This is a genomic window from Rhodococcus sp. 05-340-2, assembly GCF_002258915.1.
GTDB lineage: Bacteria > Actinomycetota > Actinomycetes > Mycobacteriales > Mycobacteriaceae > Rhodococcoides.
Genome location: NZ_NOYU01000039.1, coordinates 105,192 through 125,811, shown reverse-complemented (window position 1 = coordinate 125,811; position 20,620 = coordinate 105,192). Strand labels below are relative to the sequence as shown.

At 65.8% G+C, this 20,620-nt stretch carries 20 protein-coding genes; 14 read left to right on the top strand and 6 right to left on the bottom strand.

Translation table 11 applies throughout. The features are described from left to right. Nucleotides 1-22 precede the first annotated feature (22 nt). From CH271_RS24265 to CH271_RS24255, 3 genes are read right to left on the bottom strand one after another with little or no spacing between them, the layout of a single operon-like run. The gene (locus tag CH271_RS24265; protein ID WP_037196234.1) at nucleotides 23-682 is read right to left on the bottom strand and encodes a response regulator; all 660 of its coding nucleotides are present in this window, start codon (nucleotides 680-682) and stop codon (nucleotides 23-25) included. Continuing rightward, nucleotides 679-1,848 (bottom strand): MacS family sensor histidine kinase, encoded by a 1,170-nt coding sequence (gene macS / locus CH271_RS24260; protein ID WP_094635219.1) that lies wholly within the window; start codon nucleotides 1,846-1,848, stop codon nucleotides 679-681. Before macS ends, CH271_RS24265 begins: the two co-directional genes overlap by 4 nt. Then, nucleotides 1,835-3,028 carry an AI-2E family transporter gene (locus CH271_RS24255; protein ID WP_170945806.1) on the bottom strand — a complete coding sequence of 398 codons (1,194 nt, stop codon included), beginning with the start codon at nucleotides 3,026-3,028 and terminating at the stop codon, nucleotides 1,835-1,837. The genes macS and CH271_RS24255 overlap by 14 nt, the downstream gene beginning before the upstream one ends. 142 nt (nucleotides 3,029-3,170) lie before the next feature. Here CH271_RS24255 and CH271_RS24250 point away from each other — a divergent pair, with 142 nt between their 5' ends. From CH271_RS24250 to CH271_RS24190, 13 genes are all read left to right on the top strand, one after another. After that, entirely contained in the window at nucleotides 3,171-4,646 is a 1,476-nt protein-coding gene (locus CH271_RS24250) for an adenylate/guanylate cyclase domain-containing protein (RefSeq protein WP_037196235.1), read from the top strand. A gap of 9 nt (nucleotides 4,647-4,655) precedes the next feature. Continuing rightward, a complete protein-coding gene (locus CH271_RS24245) occupies nucleotides 4,656-5,786 on the top strand; it encodes a lysylphosphatidylglycerol synthase transmembrane domain-containing protein (protein WP_037195966.1) in 1,131 nt (376 codons plus the stop codon). A 111-nt stretch (nucleotides 5,787-5,897) separates the two neighbouring features. Then, complete coding sequence (locus CH271_RS24240; RefSeq protein WP_037195967.1) at nucleotides 5,898-6,449, top strand: YceI family protein; 552 nt, start codon at nucleotides 5,898-5,900, stop codon at nucleotides 6,447-6,449. Between the two features lie 103 nt (nucleotides 6,450-6,552). Continuing rightward, a complete protein-coding gene (locus CH271_RS24235) occupies nucleotides 6,553-6,927 on the top strand; it encodes a DUF3054 domain-containing protein (protein WP_373453604.1) in 375 nt (124 codons plus the stop codon). Nucleotides 6,928-7,077: 150 nt separating this feature from the next. After that, on the top strand, nucleotides 7,078-8,388 hold the full coding sequence (gene nhaA / locus CH271_RS24230) for a Na+/H+ antiporter NhaA (protein ID WP_037195971.1): 1,311 nt from the start codon (nucleotides 7,078-7,080) through the stop codon (nucleotides 8,386-8,388). A gap of 42 nt (nucleotides 8,389-8,430) precedes the next feature. Next, on the top strand, nucleotides 8,431-9,528 hold the full coding sequence (locus CH271_RS24225; protein WP_218828540.1) for a serine hydrolase domain-containing protein: 1,098 nt from the start codon (nucleotides 8,431-8,433) through the stop codon (nucleotides 9,526-9,528). Nucleotides 9,529-9,594: 66 nt separating this feature from the next. Further along, a complete protein-coding gene (locus CH271_RS24220) occupies nucleotides 9,595-10,848 on the top strand; it encodes an APC family permease (RefSeq protein ID WP_094635218.1) in 1,254 nt (417 codons plus the stop codon). Between the two features lie 31 nt (nucleotides 10,849-10,879). After that, complete coding sequence (locus CH271_RS24215; RefSeq protein ID WP_037195982.1) at nucleotides 10,880-11,245, top strand: ArsR/SmtB family transcription factor; 366 nt, start codon at nucleotides 10,880-10,882, stop codon at nucleotides 11,243-11,245. Further along, nucleotides 11,242-12,330 carry an ACR3 family arsenite efflux transporter gene (gene arsB / locus CH271_RS24210; protein ID WP_037195985.1) on the top strand — a complete coding sequence of 363 codons (1,089 nt, stop codon included), beginning with the start codon at nucleotides 11,242-11,244 and terminating at the stop codon, nucleotides 12,328-12,330. The genes CH271_RS24215 and arsB overlap by 4 nt, the downstream gene beginning before the upstream one ends. Continuing rightward, the gene (locus CH271_RS24205; RefSeq protein ID WP_094635217.1) at nucleotides 12,330-12,752 is read left to right on the top strand and encodes an arsenate reductase ArsC; all 423 of its coding nucleotides are present in this window, start codon (nucleotides 12,330-12,332) and stop codon (nucleotides 12,750-12,752) included. Before arsB ends, CH271_RS24205 begins: the two co-directional genes overlap by 1 nt. After that, the gene (locus CH271_RS24200; protein WP_094635216.1) at nucleotides 12,749-13,165 is read left to right on the top strand and encodes an arsenate-mycothiol transferase ArsC; all 417 of its coding nucleotides are present in this window, start codon (nucleotides 12,749-12,751) and stop codon (nucleotides 13,163-13,165) included. Before CH271_RS24205 ends, CH271_RS24200 begins: the two co-directional genes overlap by 4 nt. A gap of 5 nt (nucleotides 13,166-13,170) precedes the next feature. Then, nucleotides 13,171-14,226 carry an ArsO family NAD(P)H-dependent flavin-containing monooxygenase gene (locus CH271_RS24195; protein ID WP_094635215.1) on the top strand — a complete coding sequence of 352 codons (1,056 nt, stop codon included), beginning with the start codon at nucleotides 13,171-13,173 and terminating at the stop codon, nucleotides 14,224-14,226. After that, a complete protein-coding gene (locus tag CH271_RS24190; protein WP_094635214.1) occupies nucleotides 14,223-15,557 on the top strand; it encodes an NAD(P)-binding domain-containing protein in 1,335 nt (444 codons plus the stop codon). Before CH271_RS24195 ends, CH271_RS24190 begins: the two co-directional genes overlap by 4 nt. Before the next feature lie 19 nt (nucleotides 15,558-15,576). Here CH271_RS24190 and CH271_RS24185 read toward each other — a convergent pair whose 3' ends face one another. From CH271_RS24185 to CH271_RS24175, 3 genes are all read right to left on the bottom strand, one after another. Next, nucleotides 15,577-16,323, bottom strand: a complete 747-nt coding sequence (locus CH271_RS24185; RefSeq protein WP_037195997.1) for a sulfite exporter TauE/SafE family protein — start codon at nucleotides 16,321-16,323, stop codon at nucleotides 15,577-15,579. 45 nt (nucleotides 16,324-16,368) lie between these two features. Then, nucleotides 16,369-18,030, bottom strand: a complete 1,662-nt coding sequence (locus tag CH271_RS24180; protein ID WP_179274836.1) for an NTF2-like N-terminal transpeptidase domain-containing protein — start codon at nucleotides 18,028-18,030, stop codon at nucleotides 16,369-16,371. 105 nt (nucleotides 18,031-18,135) lie between these two features. Then, nucleotides 18,136-19,965, bottom strand: coding sequence for a penicillin-binding transpeptidase domain-containing protein (locus CH271_RS24175; RefSeq protein ID WP_094635213.1), 1,830 nt, complete (start codon nucleotides 19,963-19,965; stop codon nucleotides 18,136-18,138). 92 nt (nucleotides 19,966-20,057) lie between these two features. Here CH271_RS24175 and CH271_RS24170 point away from each other — a divergent pair, with 92 nt between their 5' ends. Beyond that, a complete protein-coding gene (locus tag CH271_RS24170; RefSeq protein WP_037196003.1) occupies nucleotides 20,058-20,603 on the top strand; it encodes a hypothetical protein in 546 nt (181 codons plus the stop codon). Nucleotides 20,604-20,620: the final 17 nt, after the last annotated feature.

Genomic DNA, 20,620 nt, shown 5'->3' with positions numbered 1-20,620 from the left:
CCTGAGCTACCGACGCAAACCCTCACAGCCCTTTTTCGATGGCGTATCGGGTCAGTTCGACGCGGTTGGCCAGCTGCAGTTTTCGCAGGGTCGCCTGGACGTGATTCTCGACGGTCCGATGACTGAGCGTCAATCGCGTCGCAATCTGTTTGGCGCTCAAACCCTTTGCTACCAGTCGCAACACCTCGGTCTCGCGGTCGGTCAGCGTGGGGCGAGCGTCGGATTCCGGTTCGGGCGACGACGACATCCGCCGGAACTCTCCGAGCACCAGGCCCGCGAGACCGGGAGTGAACACCGCCTGCCCGGCCGACGTGGCGCGGACGGCGTCGAACAGTTCCTCGGCCGATGCACTCTTGACCAGGTAACCCGTCGCACCGGCCTTGATGGCGTCGAGCACGTCGTTGCGTTCCGCGGACGCCGAGAGCACGAGAATCTTCGTCTGCGGCGACGCGTCGAGCACGGCGACGGTGGCGTCGGCTCCGTTGCCGTCGGGTAGGTGCATGTCCATCAACACGACGTCGGGAGTGGTTGCTCGGGCGCGGCGCCGCGCAGCGGCGACGCCGTCCGCGGTGGCGACGACCCTGAATCCGGCGGCCTCGAGATCCCGGGCGACGCCGTCCCGCCACATCGGATGGTCGTCGACGACCATCACCGCGATCTCGGCATTCGCTTCCTCTGTCATCCCGGTCCCTTCGCTCGCGGAATGCGGATCTCCCATTCGGTTCCCTCGCCCTCGTCGGTGTCGAGTATCGCAGTACCACCGAGAGATTCGACGCGGCCGAGTATCGACTTCGAGACACCCATTCGACCCTCGGCCTCGGCGGCGGCGAGCCGTCCGGCAGGGATTCCGCGGCCGTCGTCGCGGATACTGACGATCAATTCCCCGTCGACGTCCTCGAGCAACACGTAGGCCTTCGCATCGGCTCCCGCGTGGAGCTCGACGTTGGACAGTGCGGTTGCCACGACAGCGGCGAGTTCATCGGCGACCTCGGATTCGACGAGAACCGGATCGGCAGGCGTCGAGACGGAGATCGAGGTGCCCGCCTGAGTCCTCAGTAGTGCTCTGACGTCGACGATCGAGCCGGTGTGATCGCCGCGCGGAGCCGCCTGTTCCGAGATGAGCACGCGCAGAGCGACTTCCTGCTCGCCGGCCAGCTCGGCGAGTTCGGCTGCACGCCCGCCTATTTCGAGACCACGCCGTCGCACCAGCGCCAGCACCTGCAGCACCCCGTCGTGCACCTGCCGGGCCAGCCGTTCTCGCTCCTCGGTGATCGCGGCCGATCGTGCCGCGCGACGCAATTCCTCGTGGGCGCGCCGGGCGGTGTTCGACGCCATCCCCAGCGCCAGGCCGGCCGAGAGCAGCACCGGGGCGGTGGCGTCGGACCAGAGGTCGGAGTCGAAGCGGTCGCGGACGAGTGCGCTGACCACCGACATCGCTACCCCGGATGCGATTCCTCCCTTGGGACCCAACAGGATTGCGGCCGAGATGACTGCATTGGTCGCCCACAGTGTGGTCGGCAGGGTTTGGCGGGTGCTGTACCAGTCGTAGTCGGCAACCAATCTCGTCGATGCCATCAGCGCGATCACGATGACCTGATCGGCGAGCACCACCTGCCAGCGCGGAAGCGAGGCGCGCGCGAGCATCAGAGCCGACGTTCCCGACCACACCGCCATCAGTGCCACCAACATCCAGCTCAACCGCGGATTGGTGTAGTTGTCGACGGTGGCCACCTGGTAGCCGATGGCGTAGACGAGGGTGACCAGCCGGAAGGCCTGGGAGGCCCGCCACAGCGGGGAGTCGGGATCGGACGAGGTGAGCGCGGTCCGTGCCCGGTCAGCCGTCCGCATCGGTCTTCGGACCCGCAGTCTTCGTATCCGGGATCTTCAGCTGTCCCTTGGCAAGCCGATCCGGCTCGTCGCTCCCGGGCGGAGTGTGTGGGTCGCTCGGCTCGGCGGAATACAGCGGGTCGGGTACCTCGAGTTCCTCGTAGACCTCGTCCGGGTCGTCGGCGAGCAGTGACCGCACGGCGGTGTTGAGGACGGCGACGATCGGCACCGCCAGCAGTCCGCCGACGATGCCCGCGAGCAGAATGCCGACGGTGATGGACAGAACCACCGCCAACGGGTGCAGCCGCACGGCGCGGCCCAGCAGGAGTGGTTGCAGCACATGGCCTTCGAGCTGCATCACGGCCACCACGATGCCGAGGGTGATGACCGCGGTGATCAGCCCCTTGGTCACGAGTGCGATGAACACCGCGACGAATCCGGTCAGCACCGCACCGATGATCGGGATGAATGCTCCGATGAACACCAACGAGGCCAGTGGGAGTGCCAGTGGCACACCGAGAATGGCCAGCCCGGCTCCGATGCCGATGGCATCGGCGGCTGCGACGGCAACCGTCGCTCGGACGTATCCCACCAGAGACCCGAAGCCCTGGATGCCCGCGGTACGGATCTTCCTGCGGGCTGCGGTCGGGGCAAGCCGGGTGACGAACTGCCAGATCTGATCGCCGCCGTACAGGAAGAAGATCAGAGTGAACAGGGTGAGCAATGCGCCGGTGAGTATCTCGCCGATCACCGCCGCCGTGGTCAACGCTCCGCTGGTGACGGCTTCCTGGTTGTCCTGAACGACCTTCACCAAGTTGTCGGTGGCCTGCCGAATCTGATCCTCGCTGATGTGCAGCGGGCCGTTGCTGAGCCATTCTTCGATACCGTTGATGGACTGGGTGAACTGATCGCCCACCTGCGGCAGGCCCTCGATGAACTGCTCGACGATGAAGGTCATGATTCCGGCGACGACCCCGATGCTGGCGATGATCACGACGATCACCGCAACAGCACGTGGTACTCCGCGTCGGTGCATCCAATCGACGACGGGAACGAGCATCGCCGACGCGAGCAGCGCCAGACCCAACGGAATGACGACGGTGCTGAGCTTGGCCACCACCAGGCAGAAAGTGATGAATCCGGCAAACAGGACAAGCAGTCGCCATGTCCATTCCGCGCCGACCCGCACCAGCGGATGCACCGAATCCGCCGCCGAAGTGGGGCCCGGGGACGCCCCCGTACCTTGCGCCCGCAACTCGTCGGTGCTCACCCGCTAAATTTAACCTGTGCTGGCATCTTTCCGAGCGGTCTCGCTCACCCTGAAGAGTCGCTGGCCGCTCTATATGCTCTCCATGCTCATCGCCAACGTCTTCGGCGCGGTGCTCGTGTTCGCCTTCGTGCGCTACGGCCTACCCATCCCCGAATCGGACTCGATCGTCGCCGACCGTGTCCGCAACGTGTACATCTTCGGGGCGTATCTGCTGGTGGCCCTCGTCGTCAGCATGATCTACGCGTACTTCCTCCTGCGCTCGGTGATCAGGTGGCAGCTCCGCGGTGGCCCGCCCACCCGCAAGGAGCAGATGACGACGCTGCACGCGCCGTTGCGGCAGGCGATCGTGCATCTGATTCTGTGGATCATCGGCGGGATCATCTTCGTACTGTTGACCATCGCCGAGATGCCGTCACTGTCGATCGCCGTCATCGTCACCGTCGGCATGGCCGCGACGGTCACCTTCGGATTCACGTACATGCTCGGCGAGCGCATCCTGCGGCCGGTCGCGGCACTGGCGTTGAGCGAGGGCCGATTCGATCGCACGATGACGCCCGGCGTCGGTACTCGCATGGCCATGACGTGGGGCCTGGGCACCTTGATGCCCGTCATCGGCATCATCCTGCTGTGCGCCACGCAGCTGACCACCGATCTGGTGTTCTCCCCCAACGCACTCGCCGTGGCCATCATCCTGCTCAGCGTGCTGGCCATCGTGCAGGCATTCGTGCTCTCGATGCTCACCGCGAGCCAGATCTCCGACCCGATCAGTCAGCTGCACAGCGCCATCGAGCGAGTTCAGCGCGGCGAGACCGACGTCGAGGTCGATGTGTTCGACGGATCCGAGATCGGACGCCTCCAGGTGGGCTTCAACCGCATGATGGAGGAATCGGCGGAACGACGCGTCCTGCGAGAGCTGTTCGGCCAACACGTCGGTGAGGACGTGGCGCGTCGAGCATTGCAGTTCGGAACCGAGCTCGGCGGCGAGACACGATTCGTCGCAGTGCTGTTCGTCGACATGGTCGGCTCCACCGCCACCGCCTCCGAGCGCCCACCGAGCGAGGTCGTGGTGTTGCTCAACGAGTTCTTCCGGGTGGTCGTCGACGTCGTCGGGCGTCACCACGGGTTCGTCAACAAGTTCATGGGCGACGCTGCCCTCGCGATCTTCGGTGCCCCACTGGATCGTCCCGACGCACCGACCGCCGCACTCGCCGCCGCACGTGAGCTGCGATTCGCGTTGGACGAGATCACCGGCCTCGACATCGGCATCGGTGTGTCCGCGGGGCTGGCCGTCGCCGGCAACATCGGTGCGTCGGAGCGCTTCGAGTACACGGTCATCGGAGACCCGGTCAACGAGGCGTCGAGGCTCACCGAGCTGGCGAAACTGCGTCCCGGACGCGTCCTGGCGTCGACCTCGGCCCTGTACTTCGCCGACGACGAGGAACAGGAACAGTGGGAACTGGGAGACCAGGTGCAACTGCGTGGTCGACGACGTGCAACCCATCTGGCCTGGCCGGTGGAGTATCCCGATTCCTCCTCGAGCGACGGTTAGTCTGACAGGGTGCCCGACCCCAGCTCCACCCGCGGACCAGCAGTACGGCGTCCGCGAAACCGACTCCGGTGGGTCAAATGGATCGCCGGAATCGCACTGGTGGCGCTGCTGGTGGGAGAGGGGATCTACCTCTGGCCGCGACTGCACGAATCCTGGACCGCCGTCCGCGAAATCCACTGGGGTTGGCTGGCGGCCTGCGTGTTCGCGCAGGCGGTGTCGCTGAGCGCGTTCGGCCGAGTACAGAAGCAGTTGCTCGACGCAGGCGGAGTGAAGGTACGCCAGCGCAAGTCCGTGGCCGTCATCTACGGCAGCACCGCGATGGCGCTCACCCTCCCCGCCGGGCAGGTGTTCTCCACCGCGTTCACCTATCGCGAGACACGCCGCTGGGGAGCGAGCCCGGTCGTCGCGTCCTGGCAGCTGGCCATCTCGGGCGTGATCGCCGCGGCAGGACTGGCCGTCCTCGGGGTCGCCGGAGGATTGGTCGTCGGTAGCTCCTTCAACACTTTCACCGTGGTGCTCCCGATCGCAGGCGTCATCGCCATCGTCGCCGCCGTTCGCTACATCTCCAATCACCCCGAGTCGATCAAGAGCATCGCGCGCTGGGGATTGCACAGATACAACGCGTTCCGTAATCAAGAGCTCGACGCCGGGGCCGAGGCAATCGACAAGATCATCGGCCAGATTCAATCCGTCCAGCTCGGCAAACGCGACGGCGCGCTCACTCTGTCGTGGTCGGCCGTGCATCGACTCGCGGACGTCGCCTGCCTGGCGTTCGCGTGCTTCGCCGTCGGCGCAGATCCCCGGCTGTCGGGATTGCTGATCGCGTTCGCGGCGGGCAAGGCCGTGGGATCGGTTCCGCTCGCGCCCGGCGGCCTGGTGGTGGTCGACGCGACCCTCATCGCGTTTCTCACCAGCGCCGCTTCGATCAGCGCATCGCAGGCCGTCGCCTCCGCGCTGGTGTACCGCGGCGTGAGCTTCATCCTCGTCGCGATCGTCGGGTGGATCGTGTTCCTCGTACTGTTCCGGGGGCATCAGCACGCCGATCTCGAATTCGACATCGCGCTCGAACAGCAGGAGACCGCCGAGCTGCGGCGTACCGAGGACATCCGCGATGCCAAGGGCGATCCGGAACCCGCATAGCCACCCCCGAGCGGTATGGCGTCCGTCACTTCGTGTTCACCCGGAATATATACGGACCCCGGTCCGCTTGTGTACTATGAGCATTGAAACTTCAACCCACTAGGAGCCACCATGACCACCGCCATCGCACTTCCCGAGCTCACCGCAGGCACCTGGGCCATCGACGCAACCCACTCCACCGTCGGATTCACCGTCCGCCACCTGGTGGTCAGCAAGGTCCGTGGCCGCTTCCAGACCTTCACCGGCACCATCACCGTCGACGCCGACGGCACCCCGTCCGTCGACGCCGAGATCGACGTCGCGTCCATCACCACCGACAACGCCCAGCGCGACGGCCACCTCAAGACCGCAGACTTCTTCGAGGTCGAGAAGTTCCCCACCGCGACGTTCAAGTCCACCTCGGTCAAGGCCGACGGCGGAGACTTCATCGTCACCGGCGACTTCACCCTCCACGGCGTCACCAACTCCATCGATCTGAAGCTCGAGTTCAACGGCGTCAACGCCGGAATGGGCAACGGACCGGTCGCCGGCTTCGAGGCCAGCACCGTCATCAACCGCAAGGACTTCGGCATCAGCATCGACATGCCCCTCGAAGGCGGCGGCGCAGTCGTCGGCGACAAGATCACGCTGAACCTGGAAATCGAAGCCGGCCTGCAGGCGTAATCCTCCTCCGCTTCACCCCTCCCCCGTCGGGAAGGTCCGCCGAAAGGCCCGCACCGCATTTGCCGGTGCGGGCCTTTCGCTGTCGGTGTCTACAGTGGTGCGCGTGAAGTTTCGTTCCCCTGCAGTTGCTGCCGTCCTCGACCTGCTCATGGTCGTACTGTTCGCCGCGATCGGTCGACGCAGTCACGCCGAGGCCACCGCACTGTCCGGCCTGTTCCACACCGCGTGGCCGTTCGTCGTCGGTGCCGCCATCGGCTGGATCATCGCGTTCGCCCTGTACCGCAACAAGTTCGACGCGTTCCTCATCGTCCCGACGGGCATCGTCGTGTGGGTGATGACGGTGGTCGTGGGCATGGTGCTGCGTGCACTGACCGGGCAGGGAACAGCCGGATCGTTCATCGTCGTGGCAACCCTGGCCACCGCAGTTCTGCTGCTGGGTTGGCGTGCGCTGGCGAAATTCGTGCCCAGCGTTCGGTGACTGAAGAGTTCGTCGGGAACGGCCTCGACGCGATAGGATGATCCACGGTGCGCCGGGAAGTCTGGTCGGCAACGACTTTGCGCTGCGTACTTGCCATCTGAAGTTCGGTCGGTTCGCAACGCGACGAAGCTACCGAAAGGCGTTGTCACCGTGACAGATTCATCCAGTTCCAAGACGCGATTGCCGTTGTTCTCCCGCGGCTCGTGGTCCGAGGCAGACCGGGTCGCGCAGATCCTGCGCAAGGAAACCGTCGGCGGTGCATTGCTCCTCGTCGCCACTCTTGTCGCCTTGATCTGGGCCAACTCACCCTGGTCCGCTGCCTACGACTCGCTGATGAGCACCCGAGTCGGACCCTCGGCGCTGCACCTCGATCTGACCCTGTCGACGTGGGCCGCCGACGGACTGCTGGCCATCTTCTTCTTCGTCGTCGGACTCGAACTGAAGCGAGAATTCGTCGCAGGAGATCTCCGCGATCCCGCACGCGCCGCACTTCCTGTCGCCGCGGCCGTCGGCGGAATGGCAGTTCCAGCAGTCATTTTCGTGCTGATCAACCTCGGCACCGGAGACGGCGCACTGCTCGGTTGGGCAATCCCCACCGCGACCGACATCGCGTTCGCCGTTGCCGTCCTCGCCGTGATCAGTACCCACCTGCCGACCGCGCTACGGACCTTCCTGCTGACGTTGGCTGTGGTCGACGACCTTCTCGCCGTCAGCGTCATCGCCATCTTCTACACCGACGACATCAACTTCATCGCGCTCGGCCTGACACTGATTCCGCTCGCGCTGTTCGCCGTCGCCGTACAGATGCGCGTCCGCTCGTGGTGGATTCTCATCCCGCTGGCGGTCGTGACCTGGGTACTCATGCACGAGTCCGGCGTTCACGCCACCGTCGCGGGTGTGCTGCTCGGCTTCGCTGTTCCGGTCATGCGCAGCAAGGCCAACGGTGGCCCCGAAGCAGGCCCCGGCCTCGCCGAGCACTTCGAGCACAAGATCCGGCCCATCTCCGCCGGCATCGCGGTTCCCCTGTTCGCATTCTGTGCGGCCGGTGTGACCGTCGGCGGATTCTCCGGCCTGGCCAGCGCGCTGACCGATCCGATCGCCATCGGCATCATCGCAGGCCTCGTCATCGGCAAGGCCGTCGGCATCTTCGGCACCACCTACCTCGTCTCGCGGTTCACCCGGGCCACACTGGATGCCGGACTGAAATGGCTCGACGTCCTGGGCGTCTCGATGCTCGCGGGTATCGGATTCACCGTCTCGCTGCTGATCGGCGACCTCGCCTTCGGTGAGGGAACCGAGCGCGACGACCACGTCAAGGTCGGTGTGCTGACCGGTTCGATCATCGCCGCCTCGCTGGCCGCCGTCATCCTGCGCAGCCGCAACAAGGCGTACCGGGACATCTACGTCGAAGAAACCCGCGACGACGATCACGACGGCATCCCGGACGTGTATCAGAAGTAGCGGGCGCTGGAATCCGGACCGCTCCGGTGACACGATGAGACCGTGAGCGAGACCCTGCGCGAACTGTTGACCCGGCACATCGACGCAGGACTGATGCCGGGGGCAACAGCGCTCCTGGGTGGCCCCGATGCGGAACCCGTCGCGGTCGGGTCATCGGCGGTCGGCGGTCCACCGATGGCGGTCGACGCACTGGTCCGGATTCAGTCGATGACCAAGATCGTCACCGGTGTGGCCGCCCTGCGGCTCGTGGAGGCGGGCCGGCTGACGCTCGACGACGACGTCGCGCCCTGGCTTCCCGAACTCGCCGACCGCCCTGTGCTCACCCGTCCCGACGCTGCACTCGACGACGCCGTTCCGCAGGACCGGCCGATCACGTTGCGGCACTTGCTCACCAACACCAGTGGGTACGGAATTCAGATGGGAGACACCCCGCTTGCTCGGGCGATGCGGGCCAACGACACGGAGGCCGGCCCCGCGCCATCTCCGCTCGGCGCGGACGAGTGGTCGGCACGCATGGCGGATCTTCCGCTGGCTTTTCAGCCCGGTACCGGGTGGCGCTACCACCACGGCTTCGCGATCCTCGGCATCCTCGTCTCTCGTATCGTCGGCCGGTCTCTGCAGGATCATCTCCGCGACGACCTGTTCGGGCCACTCGACATGCCCGACACCGGACTGTGGGTACCCACCGACCGATGCCATCGCCTGACGGCGGCCTACCGGTACGAGGACGGGTCGTTGATCGAGACCGAACCCGTCGCGGGCGGACCCTATGCGGGACCGCCCCCAGTCGACGTGAGTCACGGTGAGCTGGTGTCGACCGTGACCGATTTTCACCGCTTTCTCCGTGCGGTCCCGACATCCGTGTCGACCGAGCACCTGGAGCTGATGACACACGACCAGGTGCCCGCGTCGATCAAGACCGACGACAGTTTCTACCCGGGCTTCTGGCCGGGTACGGGGTGGGGATTCGGCGTCTCGGTCGTCACCGAAGGAGAGCACCTCGGCCGCTACGGATGGTCCGGCGGGCAGGGAACCGACTTCTTCGTCGACCCGGATGGGACGGTCGGCATCCTGCTCACGCAGACCGAATTGTGCGAGGCCACCTTCGCGCTGCTGTCGGAGTTCCAGGAACTGCGCTGACAGGATCGACGCCCAGTCGAGTACAGCACCTACAGTTGTCGCCGTGATCGACGATCGGTTCCCGGCATGACGAATCCGCCATCGCTCAGCCGTCGACTCGGGCTGTTCGACGCCATCGCCATCGGTGTCGGTTCGATGGTCGGAGCCGGGGTGTTCGCGGCGTTCGCCCCCGCATCGGCCGTCGCGGGCACGGGTCTGCTGATCGGTCTCGCCATCGCCGCGGTCGTCGCCTTCTGCAACGCCACCTCGTCGGCTCAGCTCGCCGCGCAGTATCCGACGTCGGGCGGAACGTACATCTACGGCCGCGAGCGGCTGGGCGAGTGGCCCGGCTTTCTGGCCGGGTGGAGCTTCGTCATCGGCAAAACCGCCAGTTCCGCAGCCATGGCGCTGGTGTTCGCGGCCTACGTCGCACCTGCCGGGTACACGAAAGTCGTTGCTGTTCTTGCCATCGTTGCGTTGACGGCGGTGAACTACTTCGGCATCACCCGTACGGCCGTGCTGACGAAGATTCTGGTCGCCGCCGTGCTCACCGTGCTCGTCGTGGGTGTCGTCCTGGGACTCACCGGCTCGATCGAGCCGAACGTCGCCGGGCTCGGCTCGTTCACCGACAGTGGGTGGTACGGAATTCTGCAGTCGGCCGGCCTGTTGTTCTTCGCCTTCGCCGGCTACGCGCGCATTGCCACCCTGGGTGAGGAGGTCGTCCGGCCCGAGCGCACCATTCCGCGCGCCATCGTCTCCGCCCTGGGTATCGCACTACTGATCTACGCGGTGATTGCACTGACCCTGTTGTCGGTACTGGGCCCCGACTCACTGGCGTCGTCGTCGGCTCCTCTGGTCGATCTGGTTGTGGCCTCGGGACATTCGTGGGCGTCGCCGGTGATGCGCATCGGTGCCGGCCTGGCTGCGCTGGGAGCGTTGCTCGCGCTGATCGCAGGCATCGGCCGCACGTCGCTGGCAATGGCCCGCCACGACGACCTGCCGTCGTATCTGACCGCGGTCCATCCCCGCTACTCGGTTCCGCATCGCGCCGAGATCACTCTGGCAGTGATCGTCTGCGTCCTCGTTCTCGTCGTCGATCTGCGGAACGCCATCGGTTTCTCGTCGTTCGGGGTGTTGCTGTACTACCTGGTGGCCAATCTCAGCGCCTTCACTCAGGATGCCGCGCACCGCCGCTACCCACGGGCCCTGCAGATCGTCGGCAGTATCGGATGCGTCGTCCTGATTGCCACGTTGCCGGTGTCGTCCATCGTCGTCGGAACCGTCGTGGTCGTGCTCGGTGTCGCCTACCGGCTGATCCGCGTTCGGCAACTGTTCACTTGACGACTGATTCGACAAACGTCAATATAGACGAATGTCGAATCAAGACCGGTCGTCCCTCGACGGTGACTGCTGCTCGCCGCTGATCCGCGAACCCCTGAACGCGGATTGGGCCGGAGATCTCGCCCGCATGTTCAAAGCACTGGGAGATCCCGTCCGGCTGCGGCTGCTCAGCCTGGTCGCCAGTCACGCAGGCGGCGAAGCGTGTGTCTGCGACATCTCCCCTGCCTTCGACCTGTCGCAGCCCACCATCTCCCACCACCTCAAGGTCTTGCGCGAGGCGGGATTGCTCGACTGCGAACGACGCGGTACCTGGGTCTACTACTCGGTGATTCCCGCTGCACTGCAACAACTGTCGGCAGTGCTCAACGCTGCGGAGTCCACGGAGGTCATGGCATGAGTACGACGACCGATACTGCCGTAGTCGGCAAGCTCTCCACCCTCGACCGGTTCCTACCCGTGTGGATCGGCGTGGCCATGGTTGTGGGCCTGCTCCTGGGACGCATGATCCCCGGAATGGACGACGCGCTGTCCACCATCTCCATCGACGGCGTCTCGCTCCCCATCGCCATCGGCCTGCTGATCATGATGTACCCGGTGCTGGCCAAGGTTCGCTACGACCGCCTCGACACCGTCACCGGAGACAAGCGCCTGCTGATCGGATCGCTGGTCCTCAACTGGATCCTCGGTCCGGCCCTGATGTTCGCTCTCGCATGGCTTTTCCTGCCGGATCTACCCGAGTACCGCACCGGGCTCATCATCGTCGGTCTGGCCCGATGCATCGCGATGGTCATCATCTGGAACGACCTCGCCTGCGGCGACCGAGAAGCCGCCGCGGTTCTGGTGGCGATCAACTCGGTGTTCCAGGTCTTCATGTTCGCCATCCTCGGATGGTTCTACCTCTCCGTCCTGCCCGGCTGGCTCGGGTTGGAACAGACGACCATCGAAGCCTCGCCCTGGCAGATCGCGAAATCGGTGCTGATCTTCCTCGGAATCCCGCTGATTGCGGGATTCGCCTCGCGCTTCTTCGGTGAACGCGCCAAGGGTCGCGAGTGGTACGAGGAGAAGTTCATCCCCAGGATTGCCCCGTGGGCGCTCTACGGCCTGCTGTTCACCATCGTCATTCTCTTTGCGCTGCAGGGCGATCAGATCACGTCACAGCCCTTCGACGTGGTGCGTATCGCGCTGCCTCTACTGGTGTACTTCGCGGTGATGTGGGGCGGCGGCTACGCCCTCGGTGCCGCGATGGGTCTGGGCTACGAGCGCACCACCACCCTCGCGTTCACCGCTGCAGGCAACAATTTCGAGCTCGCCATCGCCGTCGCCATCGCGACGTACGGCGCGACATCCGGGCAGGCACTCGCCGGAGTCGTCGGACCACTCATCGAGGTGCCGGTCTTGGTCGGCCTCGTCTACGTCTCGCTCGCACTGCGTAAACGCTTCGCCCCCAGTACGTCCGCGAACACAGTGACAAAGGAGTCCTGATGTCCGACACCCCAAGCGTGCTCTTCGTCTGCGTCCACAACGCGGGCCGATCTCAGATGGCCGCCGGTTTTCTGGCCCACCTCGCCGGCGACACCGTCGAAGTGCGTTCCGCCGGTATCGCGCCCGCGGAGACGATCAACTCCGCAGCGGTCGAGGCCATGGCCGAGGTCGGCATCGACATCTCGTCGCAGTCCCCGAAGATTCTGACCTCCGAGGCCGTGGAGACATCCGACGTCGTCATCACCATGGGTTGCGGCGACGCCTGCCCGGTGTTCCCCGGAGTGAGTTACCGCGATTGGGCACTGGCCGATCCGGCGGGCAAAGGCGTCGAAGCGGTGCGGCCGATTCGCGACGAGATCAGAGGCCGAATCGAGGATCTGATCGCCGAACTGGTTCCAGCGAAGCAGAGTTCCGCGTCATGACGACACCCAGCGTGCTGTTCGTCTGCGTCAAGAACGGCGGCAAGTCTCAGATGGCCGCCGGTCTGATGCGCAAGGCGGCGGGCGATTCGGTGGAGGTGCACTCGGCCGGAACGAAACCGGGTGGCGCCGTCAACGCGCTGTCGGCCGAGTCTCTTCTCGAAGTCGGCGTCGACCTGTCGGGCGAAGCACCCAAGCCCATCGATCCCGATCTGCTCGCCCGCATGGATTACGTCGTCACTCTCGGTGGTGAGGCAAAAGTCGACGTGGTCGACGGCCCGACATTCGAGAACTGGGACACCGACGAGCCGTCCGAACGCGGTATCGACGGAATCGAACGGATGCGTCTGGTACGCGACGATATTGCCGCTCGCGTCGAGGAATTTGCATCCCGAATGCGCAGCGCGAGCAGCTGATTCGCATGAAGTCCGAGGTGGTGGTGATCGGCGGCGGCCAGGCAGGACTGGCCGCCGGCTACTACCTGCGACGAGCCGGGCTGGACTTCGTCATTCTCGACAACCAGAACCATGCCGGAGGCTCCTGGCAGGACTACTGGCCGTCGCTGCACCTGTTCTCGCCGGCCGAGTACTCGCGACTTCCCGGCTGGCCGATGCCTCCGTGGCACAACGGTTTCCCACCCGCGTCTCATGTGGTCGACTACTTGCGAGCGTACGAGAAGAAGTACGAACTGCCGGTGCACCGGCCCGTCCGGGTGACGGCCGTGCATCGGGTCCCGGGCGGCTACCGAGTCGACACCGATGGCGAATCGCACAGTGCCACAGCAGTCGTCAACGCGACGGGAACATGGTCTCGGCCCTTCTGGCCGAGCTACCCGGGCATGCGTGAATTCGGTGGGGCCCAACTGCATGCCGCCGACTACCGCACACCGGACCGATTCGTGGGCAAGCGAGTAGGAATCGTCGGCGGCGGAAACTCGGCTGCTCAAATACTTGCCGAAATCTCCACTGTCGCCGATACCTACTGGTACACCAGCCGTGAGCCGAAATTCCTGCCCGACGACGTCGATGGGCGCGTGCTGTTCGATGTCGCCAGCGACCGCGCCCGAGCGCTGGCAGCGGGTGATACCGATACCGGCGGGGTCGCAGGCTTGGGCGACATCGTCATGGTCCCGCCGGTGAAGGAGGCCAGGGATCGCGAAGTCCTGCAGGCCCGGCCGATGTTCACGGCGATCACAGCCGACGGCGTGACGGACGGGCACGCAACGGAGAAACTGGATGCGATCGTCTGGTGCACCGGCTTTCGGCCCGCGCTGCGGCACCTGCAGCCGCTGCACCTGCATACCGACGGACCTCGAATCACGTTGGAAGACAATCATATTCGCGGCGAGTCGACCCTGATGTTCCTGGGGTACGGCGACTGGACCGGACCGGCATCGGCAACGCTCATCGGCGTCGGCCGCACCGCACGCGCAGCAGTGAGCACTCTCGCTCGACGAGGAAAGGTAGATCAGTCATGAACGAATACCCCGTAGTAGTGATCGGCGCAGGACCCATCGGTCTTGCCGCCGCAGCGCATCTGACCGAAACCGGCTCTGCCGTGGTCGTTCTCGAATGCGGGCCGTCCGCCGGCTCGGCAGTGTCCGAGTGGAATCACGTGCGGTTGTTCTCCCCGTGGTCCGAGGTCGTCGACCCCGCTGCGGCCCGGTTGCTCGAGCCCACCGGCTGGACTGCACCGGACGGTGACACCTATGCCACCGGTCGCGAATGGGTGGAGCGGTACCTCGCACCCCTCGCCGCCGTTCTCGGCGACGCCGTCCGAGTCGACTCCGAGGTAGTCGGCGTCGCCCGCCGCGGACGCGACCGCGTGGTCGACGCCGGCCGCGACACCGAACCGCTGTCGGTGCACATCCGCCACTCCGACGGCAGCGAGGAACGCATCCTCGCCCGCGCTGTCGTCGACGCGTCGGGCACCTGGGGGTCACCGAATCCGCTGGGCAGCGAGGGACTTTCGGCCATCGGCGAGAAGGCCGCTGCGGACCGGATCGACTACCGGGTCCCCGATCTGACCGATCCGGCCATTCGCGCCCAGTTCGCGGGCAAGCACACCGTCATCGCCGGCAGTGGACACTCCGCCTTGACCGCCATCATCACCTTCGCCGAACTCGCCGCGGAGGAACCAGGAACGACGCTCACCTGGGCCGTGCGCCGAGGAGTCACCGCCGATGTGTTCGGCGGAGGGGAAGCGGACGAGCTCGCTGCTCGCGGCGCTCTGGGCCAACGCGCCAAGAAGGCCGTCGACGACGGCTTCCTCACCGTGCAATCCGGATTCCGCACCGACACCGTTGCAGTCGACGGTGACCGGCTGACACTCGTCGGCGACACCGGCGCTCGCATAGAGCGCGTCGACCGAGTCGTGGCGTTGACCGGATTCCGCCCGGATCTGTCATGGCTGTCCGAGGTTCGCCTCGATCTCGATCCCACCCTGCAGGCACCCAAGTTCGTCGCAGAGTTGGTGGACCCCAACATGCATTCGTGCGGATCGGTGTCACCGCACGGAGTCGAAGAACTGACCCAACCGGAGCCCGGCTTCTACCTGGTGGGCATGAAGAGCTACGGCCGCGCGCCGACGTTCCTCGCGATGACCGGATACGAGCAGGTTCGCAGCATCGCAGCCGAACTCGCAGGCGACCACGAGGGCGCACGAAAGGTCGAGCTGACGCTGCCCGACACCGGTGTCTGCGGCGGCGCGGGCCTGTTCGACGAGCCCGACGCCCCGTCGTCCGGTGGCTGCTGCGGTGCCCCTGCTGCGCCGGAGTTGATCACTCTCGGGTCGCCGTCGAGCAAGTAGCGAACAGGTGACCTAACTGTCAGCCGAACGCCTGATACCCCAGCCATCCGGAGAGACCGAGCCCCAGAATTCCGACCGCAATACGCAGAATGATCGGCGAGATCACCTTGACCGTCGGCGGCCCGCAGGCACCGCCGACGAAACATCCGATCGCCAGGGCAAGCGCGGCCCACCAGTGCACCTGGCCGGAGAACGAAAAGATGATGGCGGCAATGAGATTGGCGATGCCGAGGAAGAAACTCTTCAGAACGCTTGCGCGCCAGAAAGTATCCGAGGTGCAGATCAGCGCCAGCGCAAGGAAGATGACACCGGCCCCGGCACCGAAGTAGCCACCGTAGATCGCGACCGCGAACAGCGCCAACGGATAGAGCGTCGGAAACTGCCTGCCGCCGGACAGCTTTCGGATACGCGGCTGCAGCAGTAGCGCGATGGCTGCCATCGCCACCAGGAACGGTACGACCACCTCGAACGAACCGTCCGGCGTAGTGAGCAACAGAATCGCACCGGTGGTACCGCCCAGCGCGGAGTAGATCGCATAGCGAACCAGCTGCTTGCCGTCCTTGGCGAGCTCGGCCGAGGAACTCGCCGTCGCCCCGACACCGGCCGCGACCAACGCGACCGTGTTCGTCACGTTCGCAGACACCGCAGGCAAACCCACCGCAAGCAGAGCAGGATAGGACACCAGCGACGCGAGCCCGGTGACGAACCCGATGAGCCCGGCGAAGAACCCGGCCACCACCAGAAGTCCGAAATCGAGCACAGTCACCGAACAAAGCTACCGCGCCTAACGATCCGGCCGGCACCGCAGGGCTTACTCGACGGGGTTCGCCATCTCCTGCAGCAACCGGCTCGTCATGCGCACTGCCTGGTCTCCGCCGTCCGCGCCCTCGATGTACACCGCGAATGCAACGTCACCACTGGTGGCGAGCACGAAGCGATCGTCGCCACTTTCCCCGGCGAATCCCTGCACACCGTCGAAGGTGTCGAGACCGCTACTGCTCGACGAGTCGGCGAGTATGCCGCGCAACCGGTTTGCCGCATCCGAGCCGATTGCCTCGGACTCCCGATTCGCGACGGCGGTCTGACCGGCGACGATCGTCGGAGTCGGAGCGCTGCCCCGAGAGATCGCGGCCGCCATCTGCGCGAGTCCGAACGGAGTCACCGTCGCCTCGTCGGCGGAGGCGGTGGACACGGTCCTGATGCCGTCGATCGCGCTGCGACTGTCGGCGGGAGTTCCTGTGTAGGCGTCGAGTCCGGGCATCGAGTAGTTGATACCGAGGCCCAACCTCGCAGCTGCATCTTCGGCGCTGTCGTCACCGCGATCGGACTGCACGGCCCGGACGAGTTCCGACGCGGTGCCGGCCGGGTAGGAGCCCCCGAAGACGACGTCGCCCTGCTCGTTCGCGTAACTGTTCTGTGCCGCAGCGAGAATCGCGCCGGTCGAGGTGGACAGGGCGACGATCGACGCCGACGACCCCGCCATGACGACCGCGTTCTCGGCTGCGAGCTGAACTCGCGGATCGAGCGTCGCGTGCAGGTCAGGACCGGCGGGTCCCTGGAAGCCGACACGGCGTTCGCCGGTTCCGTCGGCGGTGTAGGTGTCGACGGCCCAGCCTGCGGTGGCGTCGCGTCCTTCCTGCCAGGCGCTTCGCAACGAGTCGAGCACGGGTGAGGTGATCCGACGGTCGTCGACGATGAGCTTGGGTTGCGGAGAAACCACCACGCCCGGAACGGCGCGCAGGTCGTCTTCGAGGACGGCGAAATCGTCGTCGCGCAAGGTCACTGCGGTGATCGGTGCACCGCCGGCCGAATCGAGTTCGGCCAGCATCGATTCGGAGGTGATCAGCGGTGCCACGACGTCGATGACGTCCGCGAGTTGCGCAGTGGACGCCGCCGGATCGCTCGTCTGTGCCGGGTCGAGGGAGATGGCGTTGATGGTGCGCTCGCTCATCAGTACGTTGTTCGCGGCGTCGAAGATCAGCGGCGGAGCGGCGTCGGTCCTGGTGTATCGGACCGACCCTCCCGAGGTGAGGTCGGGGACGAGGGTGGCCGGATCCCACGCGATTCGCCAGCCGACACTGAGCTTCTTGGTCGAGCCCTGAGCGCTGTACTTCCAGTCCTTGCCCTCACCGAAATTCCATGCGGACGCGAGAGTGAAGTAGCCGCTCTCGTCGGAGAGGTCCATGTACTGGGTCAGGTCGAAATCGCCGGTGGACGTGCCCTCGGCCGACAAGCCGTCGAACATCTGGTTCAGCGCGGCCGTCGCGGCATTCGGGTAGGTCGTCAGCGCGGCAGCGGCAGCGACGTCTCGGTTGTCCAGGGCATCGACGAACTTCGAGACCAGCACCTCGGCCTCGCTCGGTGGGCGATCGACCATCCAGAACACTGCCGAGACCGTCAACGTCGCCGATGCTGCAACGGCGACGAGGTAGCGACCGCGGACCTTGCGCGGGCCACGACGGGCACGACTCATAGAACTCATGAGTCACAATATTCACTGTAGTCACACGAGTAACAAGCACGGGATTCATACGAGCCGGTCACGATTGGGATACGCCCCGGTCGGTTTCGGCCTCTACTAGCGCAGAAAACGACCCGCAGCCTCGACGGCAGGCGTCGAACTGCCCGCATCGTTCACGAACACCGCGAACGCGAGATCACCGGAGATACCGACGAACCAGCCGTGGGCTCCTTCGTTGTTCGCGCCGAATTCGGCGGTGCCGGTCTTGCCGAGCAGCCCGGGAATGTCGTTCAGTGACGTGGCCGTGCCGCCGGTGATCGTCTCGCGCATCATGGTCTTGATCTGCTCGGTGACCTGCGGGTCCACCGCTGCCGGCTGCATGTTTCCCACTCCGGGCTCACCGGCGACGACCGTCGGTGGGCGCAATCCGTTGTTGGCGATCGACGACGCGACCAGTGCCATTCCGAACGGCGACGCGGTCACCTGCCCCTGGCCGATGGCGGATTCGACCCGCTGCGCCGGGGTGTCGGCCGAGGGCACCGAACCGGTGACGGTCGTCAGACCGGGGGTGACGTAGTCGACGCCGAGGCCGTACTGCGCGGCCGCGTCGGTCAGTCCGTTCGGCGGGAGTGCCACGCCGAGGCGACCCATCGTCGTGTTGCAGGACTTGGCGAAGGCGGTGTGCAGCGGCACGTCGCCGAGATCGAAATTGTCGTCGTTCGGGATCTGCCTGCCCTCGATGTTCTCGGTCGCCGGGCACGGCAGCACGGTATCGGGGGTGACGGCACCGGACTGCAGTGCAGCCGAGGTGGTCACCGTCTTGAACGTCGACCCCGGCGGGTACAGACCGGTGAGGGCGATCGGGCCCTCGGCATCCGCGGCGGCATTCTGTGCCACGGCGAGAACCGCCCCCGTCGACGGCCGAAGCGCAACGATGGCCGACTGCTGCGGCAACGACGCGAGCGCATTCTCGGCTTTCAGTTGCAGTGCCGAATCCAGGGTGGTCGCGATGTCGTCTCCGGTTCCGGCGTCGCGGCCGGCAAGTGGGGTGATGGTGCCGTCGGCTGCAACGGCCTGCACAGCCCATCCCCGATTGGCTGCCTGCTCCTGCTCCCACAGAGTCGTCAGGTCGTTGAGGACCGGCGAAACGAGGTTCCGGTCGGTGGCGAGCAGCCGCGTCTGCGGAGCCAGCGTGACGCCGGGGACGGTCGCGAGCTGAGCACCGATGGGATCGATATCCGCCTGACGAAGCAACACGATGGTCGCCGAGTTACCCTGCGCTGCAGCGACAGTCGATGTGACGTACTCGGCCGTGATACCCGGGACGACGGATCCGACGAGGTTCGCGACAGCCACGGGATCGGCCGTCGCATCGACGTTGACGAGGGTGACCACCTGCTGCGACATCAGCTCGACGCCGTTTCCGTCGAAGATGCGCGGCGCGACGAGCGCGTCGGTAGGAGTGAAACGCACCGACGAGTCGGCCGTCAGGCCCGGCACCAGCATCGCCGGATCCCAGGTGATCTTCCAGCCCTGCTCGGTTTCCGCCGCTGTCGCAGAGGTCGTGTAGTTCCATTCCTTCGGCTCGCCGTCGGGTTCGGCGGTGCCGTCGGTGGTCGTCGAGAAGCGCCAGCCGGCATTCAATGTGAACGTGCCCGCATCCTCGTTGGCGTCGACTGCCTCGAAATCGGGAGTTGCCGTGACCGTACCGCCGGCCGAAAGCCCGTCGTACAGCCCGGTGAGCGCTGCCGTCGCGCCGGCCGGATCGGTGGTCAACGCGGCAGCCTGATCGATATTCGCGCTGTTGACCGCGTCCGCGAACTGCTCGGCGACGGTCTGCGGCTGATCGGGCCCACTCTGACCACAGGCGGCGAGCACCAATGCCAGTACGGACACGATTGCGGCCAGAGTCGTCGGTCTTGTCGAAGTGCGCACGGGATCGATCATGCCCCAGGGCGTCCGCGAAACACCGGTGGCGCGATCCCTGAATGAGGTGTAATTATGTAATCAGTCTTACAAACACCTACTCGGGAGCTCACATGAAACCCAACGGACGCTCGTTCGGTCGCCCCGGCGGCTGGCAGCACGCAGACATTCCGGACGCCACCGACGCCGCCGAGTGGTTCGGTGGCCGACTCCCGGACACCTGGTTCGACGGTGCCGCCTCGGTCGAGGTCGACCGAGAGGAGATCGTCGTCGTAGGGACATTGCCTGTGGAGCAGGACAGTTCACCCGCAGCCAACGAGGGCCGCATCGCGCGATTCCGGGAAACGACCCGCGGCGACCGCATGCAGATCGCCGACGAGGCCGAGAAGCGATACGGACGCAAGGTCGCCTGGGGAGTGAGAACCGGATCCGACGTGGTCCTGTTCACCCACCTCGCAGTACCGGTCATGACGCGCCTGCGTCAGCCCGAGCGTCGCGTCCTGGACACCCTCGTCGACGCCGGCGTCGCTCGCTCCAGGGCCGACGCCCTGGCCTGGGCTGTGAAGCTCGTCGGCGAGCACACCCAGGAGTGGCTGGACGAACTGCGGGGCGCCATGACGACGGTCGACGAGCTACGCAAGAAGGGCCCATCGGTTTAATTCGCTTGCGTACTCGT

Excerpts from the sequence above, each read along its gene's own strand:
- CH271_RS24265 (WP_037196234.1), bottom strand. The coding sequence starts at position 682 with ATGACAGAGGAAGCGAATGCCGAGATCGCGGTGATGGTCGTCGACGAC.
- macS (WP_094635219.1), bottom strand. The coding sequence starts at position 1,848 with ATGCGGACGGCTGACCGGGCACGGACCGCGCTCACCTCGTCCGATCCC.
- CH271_RS24250 (WP_037196235.1), top strand. The coding sequence starts at position 3,171 with ATGCTCTCCATGCTCATCGCCAACGTCTTCGGCGCGGTGCTCGTGTTC.
- CH271_RS24240 (WP_037195967.1), top strand. The coding sequence starts at position 5,898 with ATGACCACCGCCATCGCACTTCCCGAGCTCACCGCAGGCACCTGGGCC.
- CH271_RS24220 (WP_094635218.1), top strand. The coding sequence starts at position 9,595 with ATGACGAATCCGCCATCGCTCAGCCGTCGACTCGGGCTGTTCGACGCC.
- CH271_RS24215 (WP_037195982.1), top strand. The coding sequence starts at position 10,880 with ATGTCGAATCAAGACCGGTCGTCCCTCGACGGTGACTGCTGCTCGCCG.
- arsB (WP_037195985.1), top strand. The coding sequence starts at position 11,242 with ATGAGTACGACGACCGATACTGCCGTAGTCGGCAAGCTCTCCACCCTC.
- CH271_RS24205 (WP_094635217.1), top strand. The coding sequence starts at position 12,330 with ATGTCCGACACCCCAAGCGTGCTCTTCGTCTGCGTCCACAACGCGGGC.
- CH271_RS24200 (WP_094635216.1), top strand. The coding sequence starts at position 12,749 with ATGACGACACCCAGCGTGCTGTTCGTCTGCGTCAAGAACGGCGGCAAG.
- CH271_RS24195 (WP_094635215.1), top strand. The coding sequence starts at position 13,171 with ATGAAGTCCGAGGTGGTGGTGATCGGCGGCGGCCAGGCAGGACTGGCC.
- CH271_RS24190 (WP_094635214.1), top strand. The coding sequence starts at position 14,223 with ATGAACGAATACCCCGTAGTAGTGATCGGCGCAGGACCCATCGGTCTT.
- CH271_RS24180 (WP_179274836.1), bottom strand. The coding sequence starts at position 18,030 with ATGAGTCGTGCCCGTCGTGGCCCGCGCAAGGTCCGCGGTCGCTACCTC.
- CH271_RS24175 (WP_094635213.1), bottom strand. The coding sequence starts at position 19,965 with ATGATCGATCCCGTGCGCACTTCGACAAGACCGACGACTCTGGCCGCA.
- CH271_RS24170 (WP_037196003.1), top strand. The coding sequence starts at position 20,058 with ATGAAACCCAACGGACGCTCGTTCGGTCGCCCCGGCGGCTGGCAGCAC.